The sequence below is a fragment of the Streptomyces sp. PKU-EA00015 genome, from assembly GCF_013387495.1.
Taxonomy (GTDB): domain Bacteria; phylum Actinomycetota; class Actinomycetes; order Streptomycetales; family Streptomycetaceae; genus Streptomyces.
Genome location: NZ_JABZEE010000068.1, coordinates 26,740 through 44,569 on the forward strand (window position 1 = coordinate 26,740; position 17,830 = coordinate 44,569).

Genomic DNA, 17,830 nt, shown 5'->3' on the forward strand with positions numbered 1-17,830 from the left:
CTCACGCCTCCTTCGGGTCGGTGGGGGCGGAGATGCGACGGGAGCGGCGCAGCGGCGGCTTGGCGCCGAGCCGCTTCGGGTCCAGTCCGGACCACGGGTGGCCGCTCGCGAAGAACTTGTGGCGGGCGAGGATCGTCATGACCGGCTTGGTGAACAGGAAGACGACCACCACGTCGAGCACGGTCGTCAGACCGAGCGTGAACGCGAAGCCCTGGACCTTGCCGACCGTGACGACGAAGAGCACGGCGGCGGCGAGGAACGACACGAAGTCGGAGACCAGGATCGTGCGCCGGGCACGCGGCCAGGCACGCTCCACGGCCGGACGCAGCGTGCGGCCCTCGCGGATCTCGTCCCTTATGCGTTCGAAGTAGACGATGAACGAGTCGGCGGTGATACCGATCGCGACGATGGCGCCGCAGACTGCGGGCAGGTTCAGCGCGAAGCCGATGCCCGGGCCGAGCAGAGCCATGATCGTGTACGTCAGGATCGCGGACGCCATGAGGCTGAGGATCGCGATCAGGGCCAGGCCGCGGTAGTAGACGACCAGGTAGATCACGACGAGCGCGAGGCCGATGGCACCGGCGATCAGACCCGCCTGGAGCTGTTCACCGCCGAGGGCGGCGGTGACCGTGGTGACGCTCTGCTCCTCGAAGGACAGGGGCAGGGCGCCGTAGGACAGGATGTTGCCCAGGTTCTGGGCGGAGTCCTGGGTGAAGTTGCCGGTGATCTCGGCGCTGGCGCTCAGCGTCTGGTTCACCTGCGGGGCCGAGACCACTTCACCGTCGAGGACGATGGCGAACTGGTTCATCGGGGGCTGCTGCTGGGAGAGGCGGCCGGTGATCTTCTGGAACTTCTTGGCACCGCTCTCGGTGAAGTCCATCGTGACGATCCACATGCCGCGCTGCTGGTCGAGCTGGCCCTTGGCGTCGTCGACGTCCTTGCCGTCCACCTCGGCCGGGCCGAGGATGTACTTCTCCCACTCGCCCACGCTGTTCTTGCCGCAGGCGAGGGCGGTCTCGGTCGGCTTGACGCCGTCACCGAGCTTGCCGCGGGCCTTGGCGTCCGTGCAGTCCAGAGCGGTGAACTGCTTCTCCAGCGCGGCGGAGGCCGGGTCACTGGAGGGCGTCGGGTCGGGCTTGTCCGAGGGCGCCGGGCTCTCGGACGTCTTCGGCTTGTCCGAAGCGGACGGCGTGGGGCTCGCCGCGGGGGCCTTGAGGCCCTCCGTCACGGCACGGCCCTGGGTGGTCGCACTGGCCGACGGGGTGGCGGAAGGGGAGCCGGAGGGGGCGCCGGCCTTCGGCTTGTCCGTCGCCTTGCCGTCCTTGGGCTTGCCGCTGGGCGACGCACTCGGGGAGGGCTCGGGCGCTGCGGGGCCGCCGGCGGCGACGGTCAGCACAGGCCGGAAGAAGAGCTGGGCGGTGGTGCCGACCTGCTCACGGGCCTGCTCGGAATTCGTCCCCTTGGGGATGTTGACGATGATGTTCCGGTCGCCCTGGGTCTGGACCTCGGCCTCGGAGACACCCAGACCATTGACACGGCGCTCGATGATGCCGACCGCGGTGTTCATGTTGGTCTCGTTGACGGCGCTCTCTTTGCCGGGCTCGCTCTTCGCCTCGAGCGTGATGGTCGTACCGCCCGCCAGGTCGATGCCCAGACGCGGCGTGAGCTGCCCCGCCCAGAACATGCCACCCGTGAGCGCGACCATGGCGATCAGGATCAGAACCAGGGAACGCCCCGGCTTGCCCTGAGTCCCCGCGGGCCTTCGGCCCCTGTTCGGTGCTGCCACCTTCTCGTTTCTCCCTGTCCAACCGCCTGCGCCGGGTGTGCGCCGAGGCGGCCACGAAGTGTTGTGGGGACCTGCCCCCGAAGGTCAGTCGGCACAACCGGGGGACCGCCCGACGCCATGTGGGCGCCGTCGCGGTCCCCGATCGTGACTACTTCGCGTCGGCCTCGCCGTCGGTCTTGCCGTCGGTCTTGCCGTCGGTCTTGCCGTCGGTCTTGCCGTCCTTGGTGTCGGCGTCCTTCACCTCGGCGTCGTCCGCGTCCGTGTCGGCCTTCTTGCCGAGGTCGATCTTGTCGGAGTCGGCGGTCTCGTCGGCTGCGGCGTCGCCGCTCAGCGAGGACGCGTCGTCGGGGACGACGGTGGCGCTGTCGGTCTTGACATCGTCGTCACCGTGGACGATGCGGTTGTACTCCTCGTCGGCGAGGACCGCGCCGATGGAGTTCTTCGCGAACACCAGGTGCACTCCGGGGGCCGCCTCGAGGAGGACCGTGTCGTCGTTGACCTCCTTGACGGTCGCGTAGAGGCCACCGATGGTCCGCACGCCGGTGCCGGGCTGCATCTGGTCACGCATCTGCGCGGCCGCCTGCTGCTTCTTCTTGGCGGAGCGGGTCATCAGGAACATGGCCCCGATGAGCACGATGAAAGGGAGGAGGGTCAAGATATCCACGGCGGGGAATTCCTTCGCACGACCGCGCTGATGAACGGCCTGATCTACGGGGGTGGGCACGCCGACCCGGAAGGTCGGCATCGGCGGAGTCTAAGCGAGTCCGCATCACTGGAACAACGCCCAGCATCCCACCGTGGTTCCGCAGGGGACGACTCCCCTCGCCGTCACGCCCCGAACAGCCCCTGTTGTCCACTTGCGCCCTGCTGAGGCGGCACGAGCCCGAGGTGCGCCCAGGCCGCGGGCGTGGCCACCCGGCCCCGGGGCGTCCGGGCCAGCAGACCCTCGCGTACGAGGAAGGGCTCGGCCACCTCCTCGACCGTCTCGCGCTCCTCCCCCACCGCGACCGCGAGCGTGGACAGACCGACCGGGCCGCCCCCGAACAGCTTGAGCAGCGCTTGCAGCACCGCCCGGTCCAGCCGGTCCAGGCCGCGGCTGTCGACCTCGTACACGCCGAGGGCGGCCGCGGCCACCTCCCGGGTGATGAGGCCGTCCGCCTTGACCTGGGCGTAGTCCCGGACGCGGCGCAGCAGACGGTTGGCGATACGCGGCGTGCCGCGTGAGCGGCCGGCGATCTCGGCGGCGCCCTCCGCCTCGATGTCGAGGTCGAGAAGCTGTGCCGAACGGTGGATGACGCGCTCCAGTTCGACCGGCTCGTAGAACTCCATGTGCGCGGTGAAGCCGAAGCGGTCGCGCAGGGGTGGCGGCAGCAGACCCGCCCTGGTCGTGGCGCCGACGAGGGTGAACGGAGGCAGCTCCAGGGGGATGGCGGTGGCTCCCGGGCCCTTGCCGACGATCACGTCGACGCGGAAGTCCTCCATCGCCATGTAGAGCATCTCCTCGGCGGGCCGCGACATGCGGTGGATCTCGTCGAGGAAGAGGACCTCTCCCTCCTGGAGCGAGGAGAGGATGGCCGCGAGGTCGCCCGCGTGCTGGATGGCGGGGCCCGAGGAGATGCGGATCGGGGCGTTCATCTCCGCGGCGATGATCATCGACAGGGTGGTCTTGCCGAGGCCGGGTGCACCGGAGAGCAGGACGTGGTCGGCGGTGGCGCCGCGGGCGAGGGCCGCCTTGAGCACGAGGTCGAGCTGCTCGCGGACGCGCTCCTGACCGACGAACTCGGCCAGCGACTTGGGTCGCAGGGCCGCCTCGACAGCCTGGTCCTCGCCGTCGGCGGCGCCGCCGACCAGCCGCGGTTCCGTCTCGTCGGTGGTCTCGTCGTCCCAGTTCACGTGGTGTCTGCCTTCTCGGTTCGTACGGTTGCGTGCGGGCGTGGGCCGCTGCGCGGGGCGTTTCCCCTCCCCGCCCTTTCCCGTCACCGGGGGCTCCGCCCCCGGACCCGCCCCCTACGCCCTGCGGGCGTGGGGGGACCCCCAGCGCCTCAATCTCCCCTACGGCCTGGCGGCCGTGGGAGGTGGCCCCAGCGGGGCTGACTTTGTCAGCCCGTCCGGCGATTGAGGACACCGCGCGAAGCGCGGTACGGGGTCCGGGGCTTGCCCCGGTTCGGGAAGGGGTGGGGAGGGGAACACCCCGCAGGGCCTCAGCGTGCCCTGTTCAGGGTCTGGAGTGCGGCTCGGAGCAGGGGGCCCACCTCGGGCGCGGGGCCCAGGGACTCCGCCTGTGGCGCCACAGCCGTCACCGCATCGTCCGCCTCGCGGGTCGCGTAGCCGAGGCCGATCAGCGCGGCGTGCAGCTGGTCGCGCCAGGACTGGCCGGCCGGCGCGCCCACCGCGGGCGTGGAGCCGACCGGCGCGCCGAGGCGGTCCTTCAGCTCCAGCAGCAGCTTCTGCGCGCCCTTCTTGCCGATCCCCGGCACCGCCGTCAGCGCCTTCTCGTCACCGCTCGTGACGGCGACCCGCAGAGCGTCCGGTGTGTGCACGGCGAGCATCGCCTGGGCCAGGCGCGGGCCCACGCCGCTCGCGGTCTGCAGGAGCTCGAAGACCTGGCGCTCGTCGTCGTCGGCGAAGCCGTAGAGCGTCAGCGAGTCCTCCCGGACCACCAACGACGTGGCCAGCCTGGCCTCCTGACCGAGTCTCAGCCCGGAGAGGGTGTTCGGTGTGCACTGCACGGCCATGCCGACGCCGCCGACCTCGATCACGGCCGTGGTCGGGGCGAGGGCGGCCACCGTGCCGCTCACAAAGGCGATCATGCGGTCCGGCCTTTCGTTGCGTGATGCGCGGCGACCGCCTGCTGCAGGCGGTTCTGCGCGGGGGCGCGCCAGATGTGGCAGATGGCGAGAGCGAGGGCGTCCGCGGCGTCGGCCGGCTTCGGCGGTGCGTCGAGCCGCAGCAACCGGGTCACCATGGCGCCCACCTGCGCCTTGTCGGCCCGTCCGCTGCCGGTGACGGCCGCCTTGACCTCGCTGGGCGTGTGCAGGGCGACGGGGATCCCGCGACGGGAGGCGCAGAGCATGGCCACGGCGCTGGCCTGGGCCGTACCCATCACCGTGCGGACATTGTGCTGGCTGAACACGCGCTCCACAGCCACGAATTCGGGGTGGTGCTCGTCGAGCCACTGCTCGATGCCCTGCTCGATCGCGACCAGCCGGTGGCCCAGATCGGCGTCCGCCGGGCTCCGGACGACTCCGACGCCGCGCATGGTCAGCGGACGGCCGGCCACTCCCTCCACGACGCCGACACCGCACCGGGTCAGCCCAGGGTCCACCCCGAGAACGCGCACGCGTCCCACCCCTCCTTCGCTCAGCTGTTTGTGCAGGCTATCGGCTGCCACCGACAACCGCCGACAACGCGACGGGCCGACGGGGATGTGCCCCGTCGGCCCGTCGTACGAGCGTGGATCAGGCGTCGACCTTCTCCATGACCTCGTCCGAGACGTCGAAGTTGGCGAAGACGTTCTGCACGTCGTCGCTGTCCTCGAGCGCGTCGATCAGCTTGAAGATCTTGCGCGCACCCTCCTCGTCGAGCTCGACCTGCATGGTCGGGACGAAGTTGGCGTCGGCCGAGTCGTAGTCGATGCCGGCCTCCTGGAGGGCGGTGCGGACCGCGACCAGGTCGGTGGCCTCGCTCAGCACCTCGAAGGACTCACCGAGGTCGTTGACCTCCTCGGCGCCCGCGTCCAGGACGGCGCCGAGGACGTCGTCCTCGCTCAGCTCGCCCTTGGGGACGATGACGACGCCCTTGCGGTTGAACAGGTACGAGACGGAGCCCGGGTCGGCCATCGAGCCGCCGTTGCGGGTCATGGCGACCCGCACGTCGGAGGCGGCGCGGTTGCGGTTGTCGGTGAGGCACTCGATGAGCACCGCCACACCGTTCGGGCCGTAGCCCTCGTACATGATCGTCTCGTAGTCGGCGCCACCGGCCTCCAGGCCGGCGCCGCGCTTGACCGCGGAATCGATGTTCTTGTTCGGAACCGAGCTCTTCTTGGCCTTCTGGATGGCGTCGAACAGCGTCGGATTGCCGTCGGGGTCACCGCCGCCGGTACGGGCCGCAACCTCGATGTTCTTGATCAGCTTCGCGAAGAGCTTGCCGCGCTTGGCGTCGATCACGGCCTTCTTGTGCTTCGTCGTAGCCCATTTAGAGTGGCCGGACATCTGCCTGTCTCCTTCGCGTAACCAATTCCTGGACGAACCCCAGAGATCCTACCGGGATCCCGTCAGGCCCCCGTGCGCACCATGTCGACGAACAGGCCGTGCACGCGGTGGTCACCGGTCAGCTCGGGATGGAACGAGGTCGCGAGCACCTTGCCCTGCCGTACCGCGACGATGTGGCCGTCGTGCTCGGCGAGCACCTCGACCTGAGCGCCCACGGACTCCACCCACGGGGCGCGGATGAAGACGCCCTCGACGGGGCCGACGCCGGACACATCGACGGTCGCCTCGAACGACTCGTTCTGCCGGCCGAAGGCGTTGCGGCGGACGATCATGTCGATGCCGCCGAGCGTCTCCTGGCCCGAGCGCGGGTCGATGATCTTCTCGGCGAGCATGATCAGACCGGCGCAGGTGCCGTAGACCGGCATGCCCGCCGCGATGCGCTCGCGCAGCGGCTCCAGCATGCCGAACAGCGCGGCAAGCTTGGACATGGTCGTGGACTCGCCGCCGGGGATCACCAGACCGTCGACCTCGGCCAGTTCCTCGGGCCGCCGCACCGGCCTGGCCACGGCGTCCGCCGCGGCCAGGGCGATCAGGTGCTCCCGTACGTCGCCCTGGAGGGCCAGGACACCGATCACGGGCGTCGTCATTACCAGCCCCGGTTCGCGTAGCGCTCGGCCTCGGGCAGGGTGTCGCAGTTGATGCCGACCATGGCCTCGCCCAGGTTGCGGGAGGCGTCCGCGATGATCTTCGGGTCGTCGTAGAAGGTGGTGGCCTTCACGATGGCGGCGGCGCGCTTGGCCGGGTCGCCCGACTTGAAGATGCCGGAGCCGACGAAGACGCCCTCGGCGCCGAGCTGGCGCATCAGCGCGGCGTCGGCCGGAGTGGCCACGCCACCGGCGGAGAACAGCACGACCGGCAGCTTGCCGAGCTCGGAGACCTCCTTGACGAGCTCGTACGGGGCGCGCAGCTCCTTGGCGGCGGCGTACAGCTCGTTGTTGTCGAAGCCGCGCAGCTTGGCGATCTCGTTCTTGATCTGGCGCAGGTGACGGACGGCCTCGACGACGTTGCCCGTGCCGGCCTCGCCCTTGGAGCGGATCATGGCCGCGCCCTCGGCGATACGGCGCAGGGCCTCGCCCAGGTTGGTGGCGCCACAGACGAACGGGGTGGTGAAGGCCCACTTGTCGCTGTGGTTGACCTCGTCGGCCGGGGTCAGGACCTCGGACTCGTCGATGTAGTCGACGCCCAGGGACTGGAGCACCTGGGCCTCGACGAAGTGGCCGATACGCGACTTGGCCATCACCGGGATGGAGACCGCGTCGATGATCTCCTCGATCATGTTCGGGTCGGACATCCGGGCCACGCCGCCGTCCTTGCGGATGTCGGCGGGCACGCGCTCCAGGGCCATGACGGCCACGGCGCCGGCATCCTCGGCGATCTTCGCCTGCTCGGCGTTGACCACGTCCATGATCACGCCGCCCTTGAGCTGCTCGGCCATGCCGCGCTTGACGCGGGCGGTACCGGTCTCGGGGGTCTGCGGGGTGGTGGTGCTGGACACGGAGGGACCTCACTCGATGACGACGTTGTGATGCGTCACCGATGGAACATCCGGGGACCAGTCCACATCAAGGGCCAATAGTCACCCCGTGGATCGTTTTGGGCGGGGCCGGTCCGTCGGCGCGGCCGGGGACCGTTCAGGCGGGCCGGTCCGCCAGCGCCGCGGGGGGCTCGTCGTCCATCTCGAACGCCATGGGGAACGGGGCGTGGCCCGCGAGCCGGAACCAGCGCACCGTGCGGTGCCGGCGCAGGGCGCGCGCGGCGCGGACGGTGTCGTTGTGGAACCGGCGCGCCATGGGGACGCGGCGCACCGCCTGCGCGAGTTCGCCGGCGGCGTCCTCGCCCCCCGGTACCGCGCGCAGGGCCTCCATCTGCTCGGCCTCCCCGAACACCGCCCGCAGTGCGGCGCTGAGTTCGCTCTCGGCGACCTCGCGGTGCTCCTCCTCCGCCTGCCGCGCCTCGTGCGCGGCCTCGTACAGCACGATGGACGCGGCGGGGTCGAGCACCCCGGAGGTCGCGAGCTCCTGTGCGACCGAGGCGCGCCGCAGGAGCTGCGCGTCGAGCGCGGCCCGGGCGGCGTCGATCCGCGCGTGGAGCCGGTCGAGTCGCCCGGCGGTCCAGCTGAGGTACATGCCGATGGCCACGAGGGCGACGACGATCCAGATCAGGGTGCTCACGGGCGGCAAGGCTACCGGGCCCATGAGGGCGCTCCCCACGCCCGGAGGGCTGTGGGGGAGGGCGGCGGACCGCGTTCTACGCCCGGGCGCGGCCGGCCCGTGAGCCCCGCGTCCCTCGGGCGGAGTCCGGCTGCGCGGGCCCGGCCCGGTCCGTCGGCCTGACGCCGGAGGCCCCCGGGGGCCCTCAGTCCCGGGTCAGCAGCCCCAGGCGGGCCCGCAGCCCCGGGCGGTCGTCCGTCGCCACCGACGCCGCGCCGTCCGTCACCGTCTCGTACACGGCCAGGATGTCCGCGCCCACCGTCGACCAGTCGAACCGCCGCACGTGCGCCCTGCCCCGCTCGCGCAGCTCCCGCCGCCGGTCCGGGTCGCCCAGCAGGCGGATCGCCGCCGAGGCCAGCGCGTCCGCGTCCTCGTTGGCGAACAGCTCCCCCGCCGCGCCCTTGTCCAGCACCTGGGCGAATGCGTCCAGGTCGGACGCCAGCACCGGCGCGCCCGCCGACATCGCCTCGACCAGGATGATGCCGAAGCTCTCGCCGCCCGTGTTGGGCGCCACGTACACGTCGACGCTGCGCAGCAGCCGTGCCTTGTCCTCGTCGCTGACCATCCCGAGGAACTCGACCCGGGAGCGCATCGCGGCAGGCAGGGACGCGACGGCCTCCTCCTCGTCACCGCGCCCGGCGACCAGCAGGCGCGCGTCCGGGCAGGCTTCGAAGATCGCCGGAAGCGCCTTCATCAGCACCGGCAGGCCCTTGCGCGGCTCGTCGATGCGGCCGATGAAGCCGATCGTGCCGTTCTGCCACTCCGCCTTCGGCTCGGCCCTCTCGAAGAAGCCGACGTCGACGCCGTTCGGGATGACGACCGCGTCACCGCCGAGGTGCTCGACGAGCGTACGGCGGGCGTACTCGCTGACGGCGATCCGCGCACTGATCTTCTCGAGCGCGGGCTGCAGGATCGGGTAGGCCGCGATCATGGCCCGCGACCGCGGGTTGGACGTGTGGAACGTGGCGACGATCGGCCCCTGCGCGGCCCAGCAGGAGAGCAGGCCCAGGGAAGGCGACGCCGGCTCGTGGATGTGGATGACGTCGAAGGTGCCGTCGTGGAGCCAGCGCCGCACCCGGGCCGCGGACAGGAAGCCGAAGTTGAGCCGGGCGACCGAGCCGTTGTACGGCACGGGCACGGCGCGGCCAGCGGAGACCACGTAGGGCGGCAGGGGTGTGTCGTCGTCCGCGGGGGCGAGGACGGAGACGTCGTGCCCGAGCCCGATGAGGTGCTCGGCCAGGTCCCTGATGTGGAACTGCACGCCACCGGGCACGTCCCACGAGTACGGACAGACGATGCCGATCCTCACGTCCTGTCCTCCCGGGGTTCGAGGTCCGAGAGCCACAGCCGCTGCAGCATGTGCCAGTCCTCCGGGTGCTCGGCGATGCCCTCGGCGAAGACGTCCGCGAGGGCCTGTGTCATGGAGGACGTCTTCTCGGCGCGCGTGCCTGACCGGGGGACCTCGACCGGCGGGTGGATGCGGCCCTTCATCACGGGCGTCTCGTCGTACCAGAGGGTCACCGGGAGCAGCAGGGCGCCGGTCTGCTGGGCCAGCAGCGCGGGACCTGCGGGCATGCGGGCCGCCTCGCCGAAGAAGGTCACCTCGACGCCGGAGGCGGACAGGTCGCGGTCCGCGACCAGGCAGACGAGGCCGCCGTCGCGCAGCCGCCGGGCCAGCGTGCCGAAGGCCGACCCGCCCGTGTGCGGCAGGACCTCCATGCCGAGGCTCTCGCGGTAGGCGACGAACCGGTCGTACAGCGACTCCGGCTTGAGTCGTTCGGCGACCGTGGTGAAGCGGATGCCGAGCGCCCGGGTCACCCAGATCCCGGCGACGTCCCAGTTGGCGAGGTGCGGCAGGGCGAGGACGACGCCCCGGCCCGACGCGAGGCAGTCGGTCAGGAGGTGGATGTCCTTGGGGTCGAAGCTGAGCCGGGCGCGCTCCTGGTTCCAGCTCGGCAGCCGGAACGACTCCATCCAGTAGCGCATGTACGAGCGCATGCCCGCCTTGGAGAGCTCGGCCAGGCGCTCGGGCCCCGCGTCGGGAACGACACGTGCGAGGTTGGCCTCAAGGCGCAGCACGCCCCTGCCGCGCCGCCTCCAGGCGGCGTCGGCGATGGTGCGGCCGAGTCCGGCGGCCACCGGCTCGGGCAGCTTCTTCACCGCGCCCCAGCCCAGTCCGTACAGGGCGTCGGTCAAACGGTCGCGCATCACGATGCCTCGGCCCCTTCCTGCTCGGCCCCGTCGGCCCGGTCCCCACCGGGACGGGCCTCGGCGGCCTCCGCCTCGGCGGACTCGCGCCGTACGGTGACGACCCGCTGCCCGAGTGTCACCAGGCTGCCGACGGCGACGATCCACAGCGCGATCGGCAGCAGGACGTCGATGCCCGGCACCCCGAACCCGTGGAGGCCGGCGAGGCCGGCGGCGACCAGCGAGATGACGAGCCGCTCGGCCCGCTCGACCAGTCCGTTGACGGCGACGGGCAGACCGATCGATTCTCCCCGGGCCTTGGTGTACGACACGACCTGGCCGCTCGCGAGGCAGAAGATCGCCACCGCGCAGAGCATGTTGTCGTCGCCTTTGCCCGCGTACCAGAGCGCGAAACCGCCGAAGATCGCGCCGTCGGCGACCCGGTCGAGCGTCGAGTCGAGGAACGCGCCCCAGCGGCTGGAGACGCCCGCCTGCCGGGCCATGTTGCCGTCGACGAGGTCGGAGAAGACGAACAGCGTGATGACGATCGTGCCCCAGAAGAACTCGCCCCTGGGGAAGAAGACCAGCGCTCCCGCCATGACTCCGGCCGTGCCGACGAGCGTGACGGCGTCGGGGCTCACCCCGCGGCGGAGCAGAAACGCGGCGAACGGTGTGAGAACACGCGTGAAGAATGCACGCGCGTACTTGTTCAGCATGGCCTTCCCGAGGGTTCGGTGGGCCGCGTGGCCCCTACGGCCACCGGCTGGCCCATCGTAGCCAGGACGGTGACGGCCCACGGGCCGGACCCGGACAGGTGCTGCGGCGTCCGACGTATGGACGCACCATGACGACAGTGGAAAGCTCGAAAGACCACCGCGGGCATCGCCGGAGCTGCCCCGGACGACGATTCGGGACATCGTCCCGGCTTGCCGCGCCCGCGGCTTTCCCTCCTCGCCGTGCAATCGATCGGGAGGCAAGATCATGGGCGACAAGGCGCATGCACACCCCGGAGCCGCCGGCAGAGCAGTAACGGCCGACCACCCCGCATCCGTACGGAATGTGGTGCTGGTCGGCCACAGCGGGTCGGGCAAGACGACGCTGGTCGAGGCGCTGGCGCTGACCGCGGGAGCGGTCAACCGGGCCGGCCGGGTCGAGGACGGCGCCACGGTCTCGGACTACGACGAGATCGAGCACCGCCAGCAACGTTCCGTACAGCTGTCCCTCGTGCCCGTCGAATGGGGCGGGTACAAGATCAATCTTCTGGACACTCCCGGATACGCGGACTTCGTCGGGGAGCTGAGGGCCGGTCTGCGAGCAGCGGACGCGGCCCTCTTCGTCGTCTCGGCCGCGCAGGAGGCCGACGCCGTGGCGGGCGCCTGCCGCGCGGTGTGGGAGGAGTGCGCGGCGGTGGGCATGCCGCGCGCCATCGTCGTGACGCATCTGGAGACCGCGCGCACCGGCTTCGAGGAGCTCACCGCCGTCTGCGGGCAGATCTTCGGCGGCGACGACCCCGATGCGGTCCTCCCGCTCTACCTGCCGCAGTACGGCGCCCAGCAGGCGGACGGTCACGCACCGGTCACCGGCCTCGTCGGGCTGCTGACGCAGCAGATCTTCGACTACTCGTCGGGCGAACGGAAGGAGTCCCCGCCCGACCCCGCGCAGACCCCGCTGATCGAGGAGGCCCGCAACCGGCTCATCGAGGGCATCATCGCGGAGAGCGAGGACGAGACCCTCATGGACCGCTACCTCGGCGGTGAGGAGATCGACCTCAAGACCCTCGTCGACGACCTGGAGAAGGCCGTGGCGCGCGGCACCTTCCATCCGGTCCTCGCCGCCGCCCCCGCGGCCGACGGCGCCCGGCAGGGCCTCGGCACGGTCGAGCTGCTGGAGCTGATCACCGGCGGCTTCCCGACCCCGCTCGAGACGACGCCGCCCGACGTCACGACCCCCGACGGGTCCCCGCGGCCCGCGATCACCTGCGACCCGGCCGGACCGCTCGTCGCCGAGGTGGTCAAGACGGCCTCGGACCCGTACGTCGGCCGTGTCTCCCTGGTGCGCGTCTTCTCCGGGACGCTGCGGCCCGACGAGACGGTGCACGTCTCCGGCCACGGGCTGGCCGACCGGGGGCACGAGGACCACGACGTCGACGAGCGCATCGGCGCCCTGTCCGCGCCCTTCGGCAAACAGCAGCGCCCGCTCCCCCACGCCATCGCCGGTGACCTGGCCTGCGTCGCGAAGCTGTCCCGCGCCGAGACCGGCGACACCCTCTCGGCCAAGGACGACCCGCTGCTGATGGCGCCCTGGACGATGCCCGATCCGCTGCTGCCGCTCGCCATCCAGGCGCACAGCAAGGCGGACGAGGACAAGCTGTCGCAGGGCCTGACCCGCCTCGCCGCCGAGGATCCGACGATGCGGCTCGAACAGAACCAGGACACCCACCAGGTGGTGCTGTGGTGCATGGGCGAGGCACACGCCGACGTCGCCCTCGAACGGCTCCGCAACCGCTACGGCGTCCAGGTCGACGTCGTGCCCCACAAGGTCCAGCTCCGCGAGACCTTCGCCGCCGGCTCCGCGGGGCGCGGCCGCCACGTGAAGCAGTCCGGCGGCCACGGGCAGTACGCGATCTGCGAGATCGACGTCGAACCCCTGCCGGCCGGCTCCGGCGTCGAGTTCGTCGACAAGGTCGTCGGCGGAGCGGTGCCGCGCCAGTTCATCCCGTCCGTGGAGAAGGGCGTGCGCGCCCAGGCCGCGCGCGGTGTCGCCGCGGGCTATCCGCTCGTCGACGTACGGGTCACCCTGCGGGACGGCAAGGCGCACTCGGTGGACTCCTCCGACGCGGCCTTCCAGACCGCGGGCGCCCTCGCACTTCGGGAGGCCGCGGCCGAGGCGCGGATCAACCTGCTGGAACCCGTGGCCGAGGTGCAGGTGCTCGTCCCGGACGAGTACGTGGGGCCGGTCATGAGTGACCTGTCCGGCCGGCGCGGCCGGGTCATCGGCACCGAACAGGCGGGCGGCGGGCGCACGCTGGTGCGCTCGGAGGTGCCGGAGATCGAGATCGGGCGCTACGCGGTCGACCTGCGCTCCATCTCGCACGGCACGGGCCGGTTCAGCCGGACCTACGCACGGCACGAGCCGATGCCGCAGCAGGTGGCGGACCGGATGCGCGAGGAGGCGAAGGCGAAGGCCTCCTGACCGGTGGCCGTCCGCCGGCGCACTCCGCCGGCGGACGGCCGTCCCGATGTCCACTGCCGCGACCGCCCGGCCCCCGATACGCTGAGGTGTCCAGCTCATCAGGTGTGCGGGGCGCGGCAGTTGGGAACAGGCCGCAGTGCGGACGCGTGCGGCGATGGGGGCGGTAGTGACAGACGGATTCGATTTCACACCCGGGGCTCAGGTCCCGCTCATGGGGTCGGCCGGGCAGACCGCGGCGACTCATGCGCTCGCCTCGGCGGCGTACCGCGACGGCCCGGTCGCCGAGATCCTCAAGGCCAACAGCGAGTGGCACAAGTCCGAGGTGACGCCCGGCAAGTTCTCCCTCTTCGAGCCGAACCTCGGTGAGGCCTTCTCCCGGGCGGTCCAGGTGCGGATGCTCGGCGGCGCCCGCAAGGCGCTGATCCAGTCCTTCGGCACCGAGCCCCAGACCGTCGTGGAGCACTGCCTGGCCGCCACCCGCATCCGCAAGGAGCGGGACGCCAGGCTCACCGCCGTCATGGCGCTGTGCGGACTGCTCTTCCTGCCCGGACTCCTGCTGTGGATGGGCGTGTTCCAGCTGCGCCGCACCCTCGCCGGCGCGGCGAACAAGCGCGCCGGAGCCGTCGGCACCCTCCTGCTCGTGGGCATCGGCATCATGGCCGTGGTCCTGCTGCTGCGGCTGCCGTTCACCGGGTTCTGGGGCTACTACATCCGGGGCATGATCGTCGCCCCGGTCGTCGGCTGGATGCTCGCGAAGAGGATCTGCGAGGCCACCGCGAAGGACATGCGCGCGCGATGGGACAGCCTCCTCTCCGGAGGCGGCGGCATCGGCGCGAAGGTCCCCGAGGCCGTGCCGGGCAACCCCGACGAGACCGCCCGTGAGCAGCTGCGCCAGGGTCTGCAGAAGCTCACCGCCGAGCAGCACTCCAACGTCGTCTTCTACGCGGGCCCCAAGGGAATACTGGGCATGGGCACCCGCTGGGGCAGCTGGCAGATGGCCGAGGAGCTCGTCTCAAGCGAACCGGGCAAGGAGATCAACCAGTTCCGCAGCTGGGACGTCATAAGGGCCATCCACGACAAGCTGAAGCTGCTGGAACGCGGCCCGCTGAACTCCGGCGGCTTCCCGACCCCCTCAGTCCGGCACTGGATCGTCTCCCCCGTCGGCGAGAACGCCGTGGCGGTCGCCAGGCCCGAGGGCCAGGACGTGGAGACCTTCCAGGTCAAGGGCCACGAGATACAGCGCATCTGCAACCACCAGCAGTTCGGCGGCGGCAACCGCCACTACCTGGGCGTGCAGTTCACGCTGTGGGACGGCCAGTTGGTCATCACCATGATGATCACGGTCACCGTGCTCCACGAGACCCTGCGCGTGGAGGTCACCGGGCACGCGCTCGGCCCGGTGCACTCCCTGTTCACCACCAAGCCCGAGCCCAAGACGGTCACCGTCAGCAAGACCGTCAAGTTCTGGGAGACGGTCGACCGGGTGCTGCCGCTGGTGGACGCGCCCGAGGTCGTACGGCTGGCGGTGCGGGCGCCCTTCACCTGGTTCCCGCCGCTGCTCGACTTCCTCGGCGGCAAGCTGGTGCTGCCGGAGCCGTTCGGCCTGCGCCACGCCTGGGCCGAGAAGCCCTGGCGGCACCGGTTCATGGCGGACGACGCGATGCGCGCCGCCACTCCGGTGCTGCGCGTGGCCCACGCCGCCGCGATGAAGGTCCTGGCCGACAACGGCGTCAGCACGGAGAAGTTCGACAACCGCTCCATGGTCGTCAGCGGGTTCGTCCAGGACCCGACTCCGCGGAACGCGGACCTGTACGAGGCGTGAGGCCGTACGGCTCCGGTGCGTACGGCTCCGGTGCGGGCGGATCCGGTGCGGGCGGATCCGGTGCGGCTCACAGGGGCCAGGCGGCGGCGAGCATCCGGCGGGTGTCGGCGAGGAGCTGCGGCAGCACCTTGGTCGAGCCGATGACAGGCATGAAGTTGGTGTCGCCGCCCCACCGGGGCACGATGTGCTGGTGCAGGTGGGCGGCGATCCCGGCCCCGGCGGCGCTGCCCTGGTTGAGGCCGATGTTGAACCCGTGGGCGCCGGAGGCTGCCCGCAGGGCGGTCATGGCCTCCTTGGTCAGCCGCGCGAGCTCGACGGTCTCGGCGTCGTCCAGCTCGGTGTAGTCGGCGACGTGGCGGTAGGGGACGACCATCAGGTGGCCGCCGTTGTAGGGGTAGAGGTTGAGCACGGCGTAGACCGTCTCGCCGCGGGCGAGGATCAGACCGTCCTCGTCGGACTTCGACGGGATCGAGCAGAACGGGCAGCCGTCGTCGGCCCCGGGGCCGGTCGGCTTGTTCTCGCCCTGGATGTACGCCATGCGGTGAGGCGTCCACAGGCGCTGGAACGAGTCAGGCGTCCCGACTCCGATCTGCTGCTCCGGCTCAGTCGTCATGCGTGCCAGCATATTCGCCGCTGAGGGCGGCATGCGGCGAGGGGGCGGCCCCTTCCGGGACCGCCCCTCGCGTGCCTGCTCGGGTCAGACCTGGACCCGTCGTTCCACCACGTCGACGAGCTTGGCCAGGGCCTCCTCGCGCGGAATGCCGTTCTCCTGCGAGCCGTCGCGGTAGCGGAAGGAGACGGTGCCCGCGTTCATGTCCTCGTCACCGACGATGATCATGAACGGGACCTTCTGCTTCTGCTGGTTGCGGATCTTCTTCTGCATCCGGTCCGAGGACGCGTCGACCTCGACCCGCAGCCCCTTCTTCTTCGCGTCCGCCGCGAACTGCTGCAGGTACTCGACGTGCGCGTCACCGATCGGGATGCCGACGGCCTGGACGGGCGCCAGCCACGGCGGCATCGCGCCCGCGTAGTGCTCGAGCAGCACCGCGAAGAACCGCTCGATCGAGCCGAACAGGGCCCGGTGGATCATGACCGGGCGCTGCTTGGTCCCGTCGGGGCCGGTGTACTCGAGGTCGAAGCGCTCCGGCAGGTTGAAGTCGAGCTGGACGGTCGACATCTGCCAGGTCCGGCCGATCGCGTCCTTGGCCTGGACGGAGATCTTCGGGCCGTAGAAGGCGGCGCCGCCCGGGTCCGGGACCAGCGGCAGCCCCTGCTTCTCGGCCACCTGCCGCAGCGTCTCGGTGGCCTCCTCCCAGATCTCGTCGCTGCCGACGAACTTCTCCGGGTCCTTGGTGGACAGCTCCAGGTAGAAGTCGGTCAGACCGTAGTCGCGGAGCAGGTTGAGCACGAAGGTGAGCGTCGAGTCGAGCTCGTCCGCCATCTGCTCCTTGGTGCAGTAGATGTGCGCGTCGTCCTGGGTGAAGCCGCGGGCACGGGTCAGACCGTGCACGACTCCGGACTTCTCGTAGCGGTACACGGTCCCGAACTCGAAGAGACGCAGCGGCAGTTCGCGGTAGGACCGGCCGCGCGCGTCGAAGATCAGGTTGTGCATCGGGCAGTTCATGGGCTTGAGGTAGTAGTCCACGCCCTCGTCGAGCTGCATGGGCGGGTACATGCCCTCGGCGTACCAGTCGAGGTGGCCCGACGTCTCGAAGAGCTTCCCCTTGGTGGCGTGCGGGGTGTAGACGAACTCGTACCCCTCCTCCTCGTGCCGCTTGCGCGAGTAGTCCTCCATGACCCGGCGGATGATGCCGCCCTTGGGGTGGAAGACCGCGAGGCCGGAGCCGATCTGGTCCGGGATGGAGAAGAGGTCCAGCTCGTTGCCGAGCTTGCGGTGGTCGCGCTTCTCGGCCTCGGCGAGGAAGTCCAGGTGCGCCTTCAGCTCGTCCTTGGACGGCCAGGCGGTGCCGTAGATGCGCTGGAGCATCGGGTTCTTCTCGCTGCCGCGCCAGTAGGCGGCGGCGTTGCGCATCAGCTTGAAGGCCGGGATGTTGCGCGTGGTGGGCAGGTGGGGGCCCCGGCAGAGGTCCTTCCAGCACAGGTCGCCCGTCTTGGCGTCCAGGTTGTCGTAGATCGTGAGCTCGCCGGCGCCCACCTCCACGTCGGCGCCGTCGTCGTGCGAGGCCGAGCCCTTGAGGCCGATCAGCTCCAGCTTGTACGGCTCGTCGGCGAGCTCCTCGCGGGCGGCGTCGTCGGTGACGACGCGGCGCGAGAAGCGCTGGCCGCGCTTCTGGATCTCCTGCATCTTCTTCTCGATGGCCTTGAGATCCTCGGGCGTGAACGGCTTCTCGACGTCGAAGTC

16 protein-coding genes are annotated in these 17,830 nt (G+C 70.9%); 2 read left to right on the forward strand and 14 right to left on the reverse strand.

Annotated elements, in window-relative coordinates; genetic code table 11:
* Window position 1 precedes the first annotated feature (1 nt).
* From secD to pgsA, 12 genes are all read right to left on the reverse strand, one after another.
* Window positions 2–1,786 (reverse strand): protein translocase subunit SecD, encoded by a 1,785-nt coding sequence (secD, locus tag HW130_RS31675; RefSeq protein ID WP_177153214.1) that lies wholly within the window; start codon window positions 1,784–1,786, stop codon window positions 2–4.
* Between the two features lie 148 nt (window positions 1,787–1,934).
* The gene (yajC, locus tag HW130_RS31680; protein WP_177153215.1) at window positions 1,935–2,450 is read right to left on the reverse strand and encodes a preprotein translocase subunit YajC; all 516 of its coding nucleotides are present in this window, start codon (window positions 2,448–2,450) and stop codon (window positions 1,935–1,937) included.
* A 164-nt stretch (window positions 2,451–2,614) separates the two neighbouring features.
* Complete coding sequence (ruvB, locus tag HW130_RS31685; RefSeq protein ID WP_177153216.1) at window positions 2,615–3,679, reverse strand: Holliday junction branch migration DNA helicase RuvB; 1,065 nt, start codon at window positions 3,677–3,679, stop codon at window positions 2,615–2,617.
* 308 nt (window positions 3,680–3,987) lie between these two features.
* Window positions 3,988–4,596 (reverse strand): Holliday junction branch migration protein RuvA, encoded by a 609-nt coding sequence (gene ruvA, locus HW130_RS31690; protein ID WP_177153217.1) that lies wholly within the window; start codon window positions 4,594–4,596, stop codon window positions 3,988–3,990.
* Window positions 4,593–5,126, reverse strand: a complete 534-nt coding sequence (gene ruvC, locus HW130_RS31695) for a crossover junction endodeoxyribonuclease RuvC (protein WP_177153218.1) — start codon at window positions 5,124–5,126, stop codon at window positions 4,593–4,595. The genes ruvA and ruvC overlap by 4 nt, the downstream gene beginning before the upstream one ends.
* A 118-nt stretch (window positions 5,127–5,244) precedes the next feature.
* Window positions 5,245–5,997: a YebC/PmpR family DNA-binding transcriptional regulator gene (locus tag HW130_RS31700; RefSeq protein ID WP_177153219.1), complete on the reverse strand. Its 753-nt coding sequence runs from the start codon at window positions 5,995–5,997 to the stop codon at window positions 5,245–5,247.
* A gap of 62 nt (window positions 5,998–6,059) precedes the next feature.
* Complete coding sequence (gene pdxT / locus HW130_RS31705; protein WP_177153220.1) at window positions 6,060–6,644, reverse strand: pyridoxal 5'-phosphate synthase glutaminase subunit PdxT; 585 nt, start codon at window positions 6,642–6,644, stop codon at window positions 6,060–6,062.
* On the reverse strand, window positions 6,644–7,552 hold the full coding sequence (pdxS, locus tag HW130_RS31710) for a pyridoxal 5'-phosphate synthase lyase subunit PdxS (protein ID WP_177153221.1): 909 nt from the start codon (window positions 7,550–7,552) through the stop codon (window positions 6,644–6,646). Before pdxS ends, pdxT begins: the two co-directional genes overlap by 1 nt.
* Before the next feature lie 136 nt (window positions 7,553–7,688).
* A complete protein-coding gene (locus HW130_RS31715; protein WP_177153222.1) occupies window positions 7,689–8,252 on the reverse strand; it encodes a hypothetical protein in 564 nt (187 codons plus the stop codon).
* 160 nt (window positions 8,253–8,412) lie between these two features.
* Window positions 8,413–9,576, reverse strand: a complete 1,164-nt coding sequence (locus tag HW130_RS31720; protein WP_177153223.1) for a glycosyltransferase family 4 protein — start codon at window positions 9,574–9,576, stop codon at window positions 8,413–8,415.
* Window positions 9,573–10,475 (reverse strand): phosphatidylinositol mannoside acyltransferase, encoded by a 903-nt coding sequence (locus HW130_RS31725; protein WP_177153224.1) that lies wholly within the window; start codon window positions 10,473–10,475, stop codon window positions 9,573–9,575. The genes HW130_RS31720 and HW130_RS31725 overlap by 4 nt, the downstream gene beginning before the upstream one ends.
* Window positions 10,475–11,170 (reverse strand): phosphatidylinositol phosphate synthase, encoded by a 696-nt coding sequence (pgsA, locus tag HW130_RS31730; protein WP_177153225.1) that lies wholly within the window; start codon window positions 11,168–11,170, stop codon window positions 10,475–10,477. Before pgsA ends, HW130_RS31725 begins: the two co-directional genes overlap by 1 nt.
* A 265-nt stretch (window positions 11,171–11,435) precedes the next feature.
* Here pgsA and HW130_RS31735 point away from each other — a divergent pair, with 265 nt between their 5' ends.
* Together HW130_RS31735 and HW130_RS31740 are read left to right on the forward strand one after the other, a co-directional pair.
* Window positions 11,436–13,646 (forward strand): elongation factor G-like protein EF-G2, encoded by a 2,211-nt coding sequence (locus HW130_RS31735; RefSeq protein ID WP_177153226.1) that lies wholly within the window; start codon window positions 11,436–11,438, stop codon window positions 13,644–13,646.
* A gap of 154 nt (window positions 13,647–13,800) precedes the next feature.
* Entirely contained in the window at window positions 13,801–15,468 is a 1,668-nt protein-coding gene (locus tag HW130_RS31740; protein ID WP_177153227.1) for a hypothetical protein, read from the forward strand.
* 67 nt (window positions 15,469–15,535) lie between these two features.
* On the opposite strand, the gene HW130_RS31745 is transcribed toward HW130_RS31740, so the two are convergent.
* Together HW130_RS31745 and thrS are read right to left on the reverse strand one after the other, a co-directional pair.
* Window positions 15,536–16,093 (reverse strand): HIT domain-containing protein, encoded by a 558-nt coding sequence (locus HW130_RS31745; RefSeq protein WP_177153228.1) that lies wholly within the window; start codon window positions 16,091–16,093, stop codon window positions 15,536–15,538.
* A 72-nt stretch (window positions 16,094–16,165) separates the two neighbouring features.
* The coding region (thrS, locus tag HW130_RS31750; protein WP_177153229.1) for a threonine--tRNA ligase at window positions 16,166–17,830 on the reverse strand (1,665 nt) is incomplete at its 5' end.

Excerpts from the sequence above, each read along its gene's own strand:
- ruvA (WP_177153217.1), bottom strand. The coding sequence starts at position 4,596 with ATGATCGCCTTTGTGAGCGGCACGGTGGCCGCCCTCGCCCCGACCACG.
- HW130_RS31700 (WP_177153219.1), bottom strand. The coding sequence starts at position 5,997 with ATGTCCGGCCACTCTAAATGGGCTACGACGAAGCACAAGAAGGCCGTG.
- pdxT (WP_177153220.1), bottom strand. The coding sequence starts at position 6,644 with ATGACGACGCCCGTGATCGGTGTCCTGGCCCTCCAGGGCGACGTACGG.
- HW130_RS31715 (WP_177153222.1), bottom strand. The coding sequence starts at position 8,252 with ATGGGCCCGGTAGCCTTGCCGCCCGTGAGCACCCTGATCTGGATCGTC.
- HW130_RS31725 (WP_177153224.1), bottom strand. The coding sequence starts at position 10,475 with ATGCGCGACCGTTTGACCGACGCCCTGTACGGACTGGGCTGGGGCGCG.
- pgsA (WP_177153225.1), bottom strand. The coding sequence starts at position 11,170 with ATGCTGAACAAGTACGCGCGTGCATTCTTCACGCGTGTTCTCACACCG.
- HW130_RS31735 (WP_177153226.1), top strand. The coding sequence starts at position 11,436 with ATGGGCGACAAGGCGCATGCACACCCCGGAGCCGCCGGCAGAGCAGTA.
- HW130_RS31740 (WP_177153227.1), top strand. The coding sequence starts at position 13,801 with ATGGGGGCGGTAGTGACAGACGGATTCGATTTCACACCCGGGGCTCAG.
- HW130_RS31745 (WP_177153228.1), bottom strand. The coding sequence starts at position 16,093 with ATGCTGGCACGCATGACGACTGAGCCGGAGCAGCAGATCGGAGTCGGG.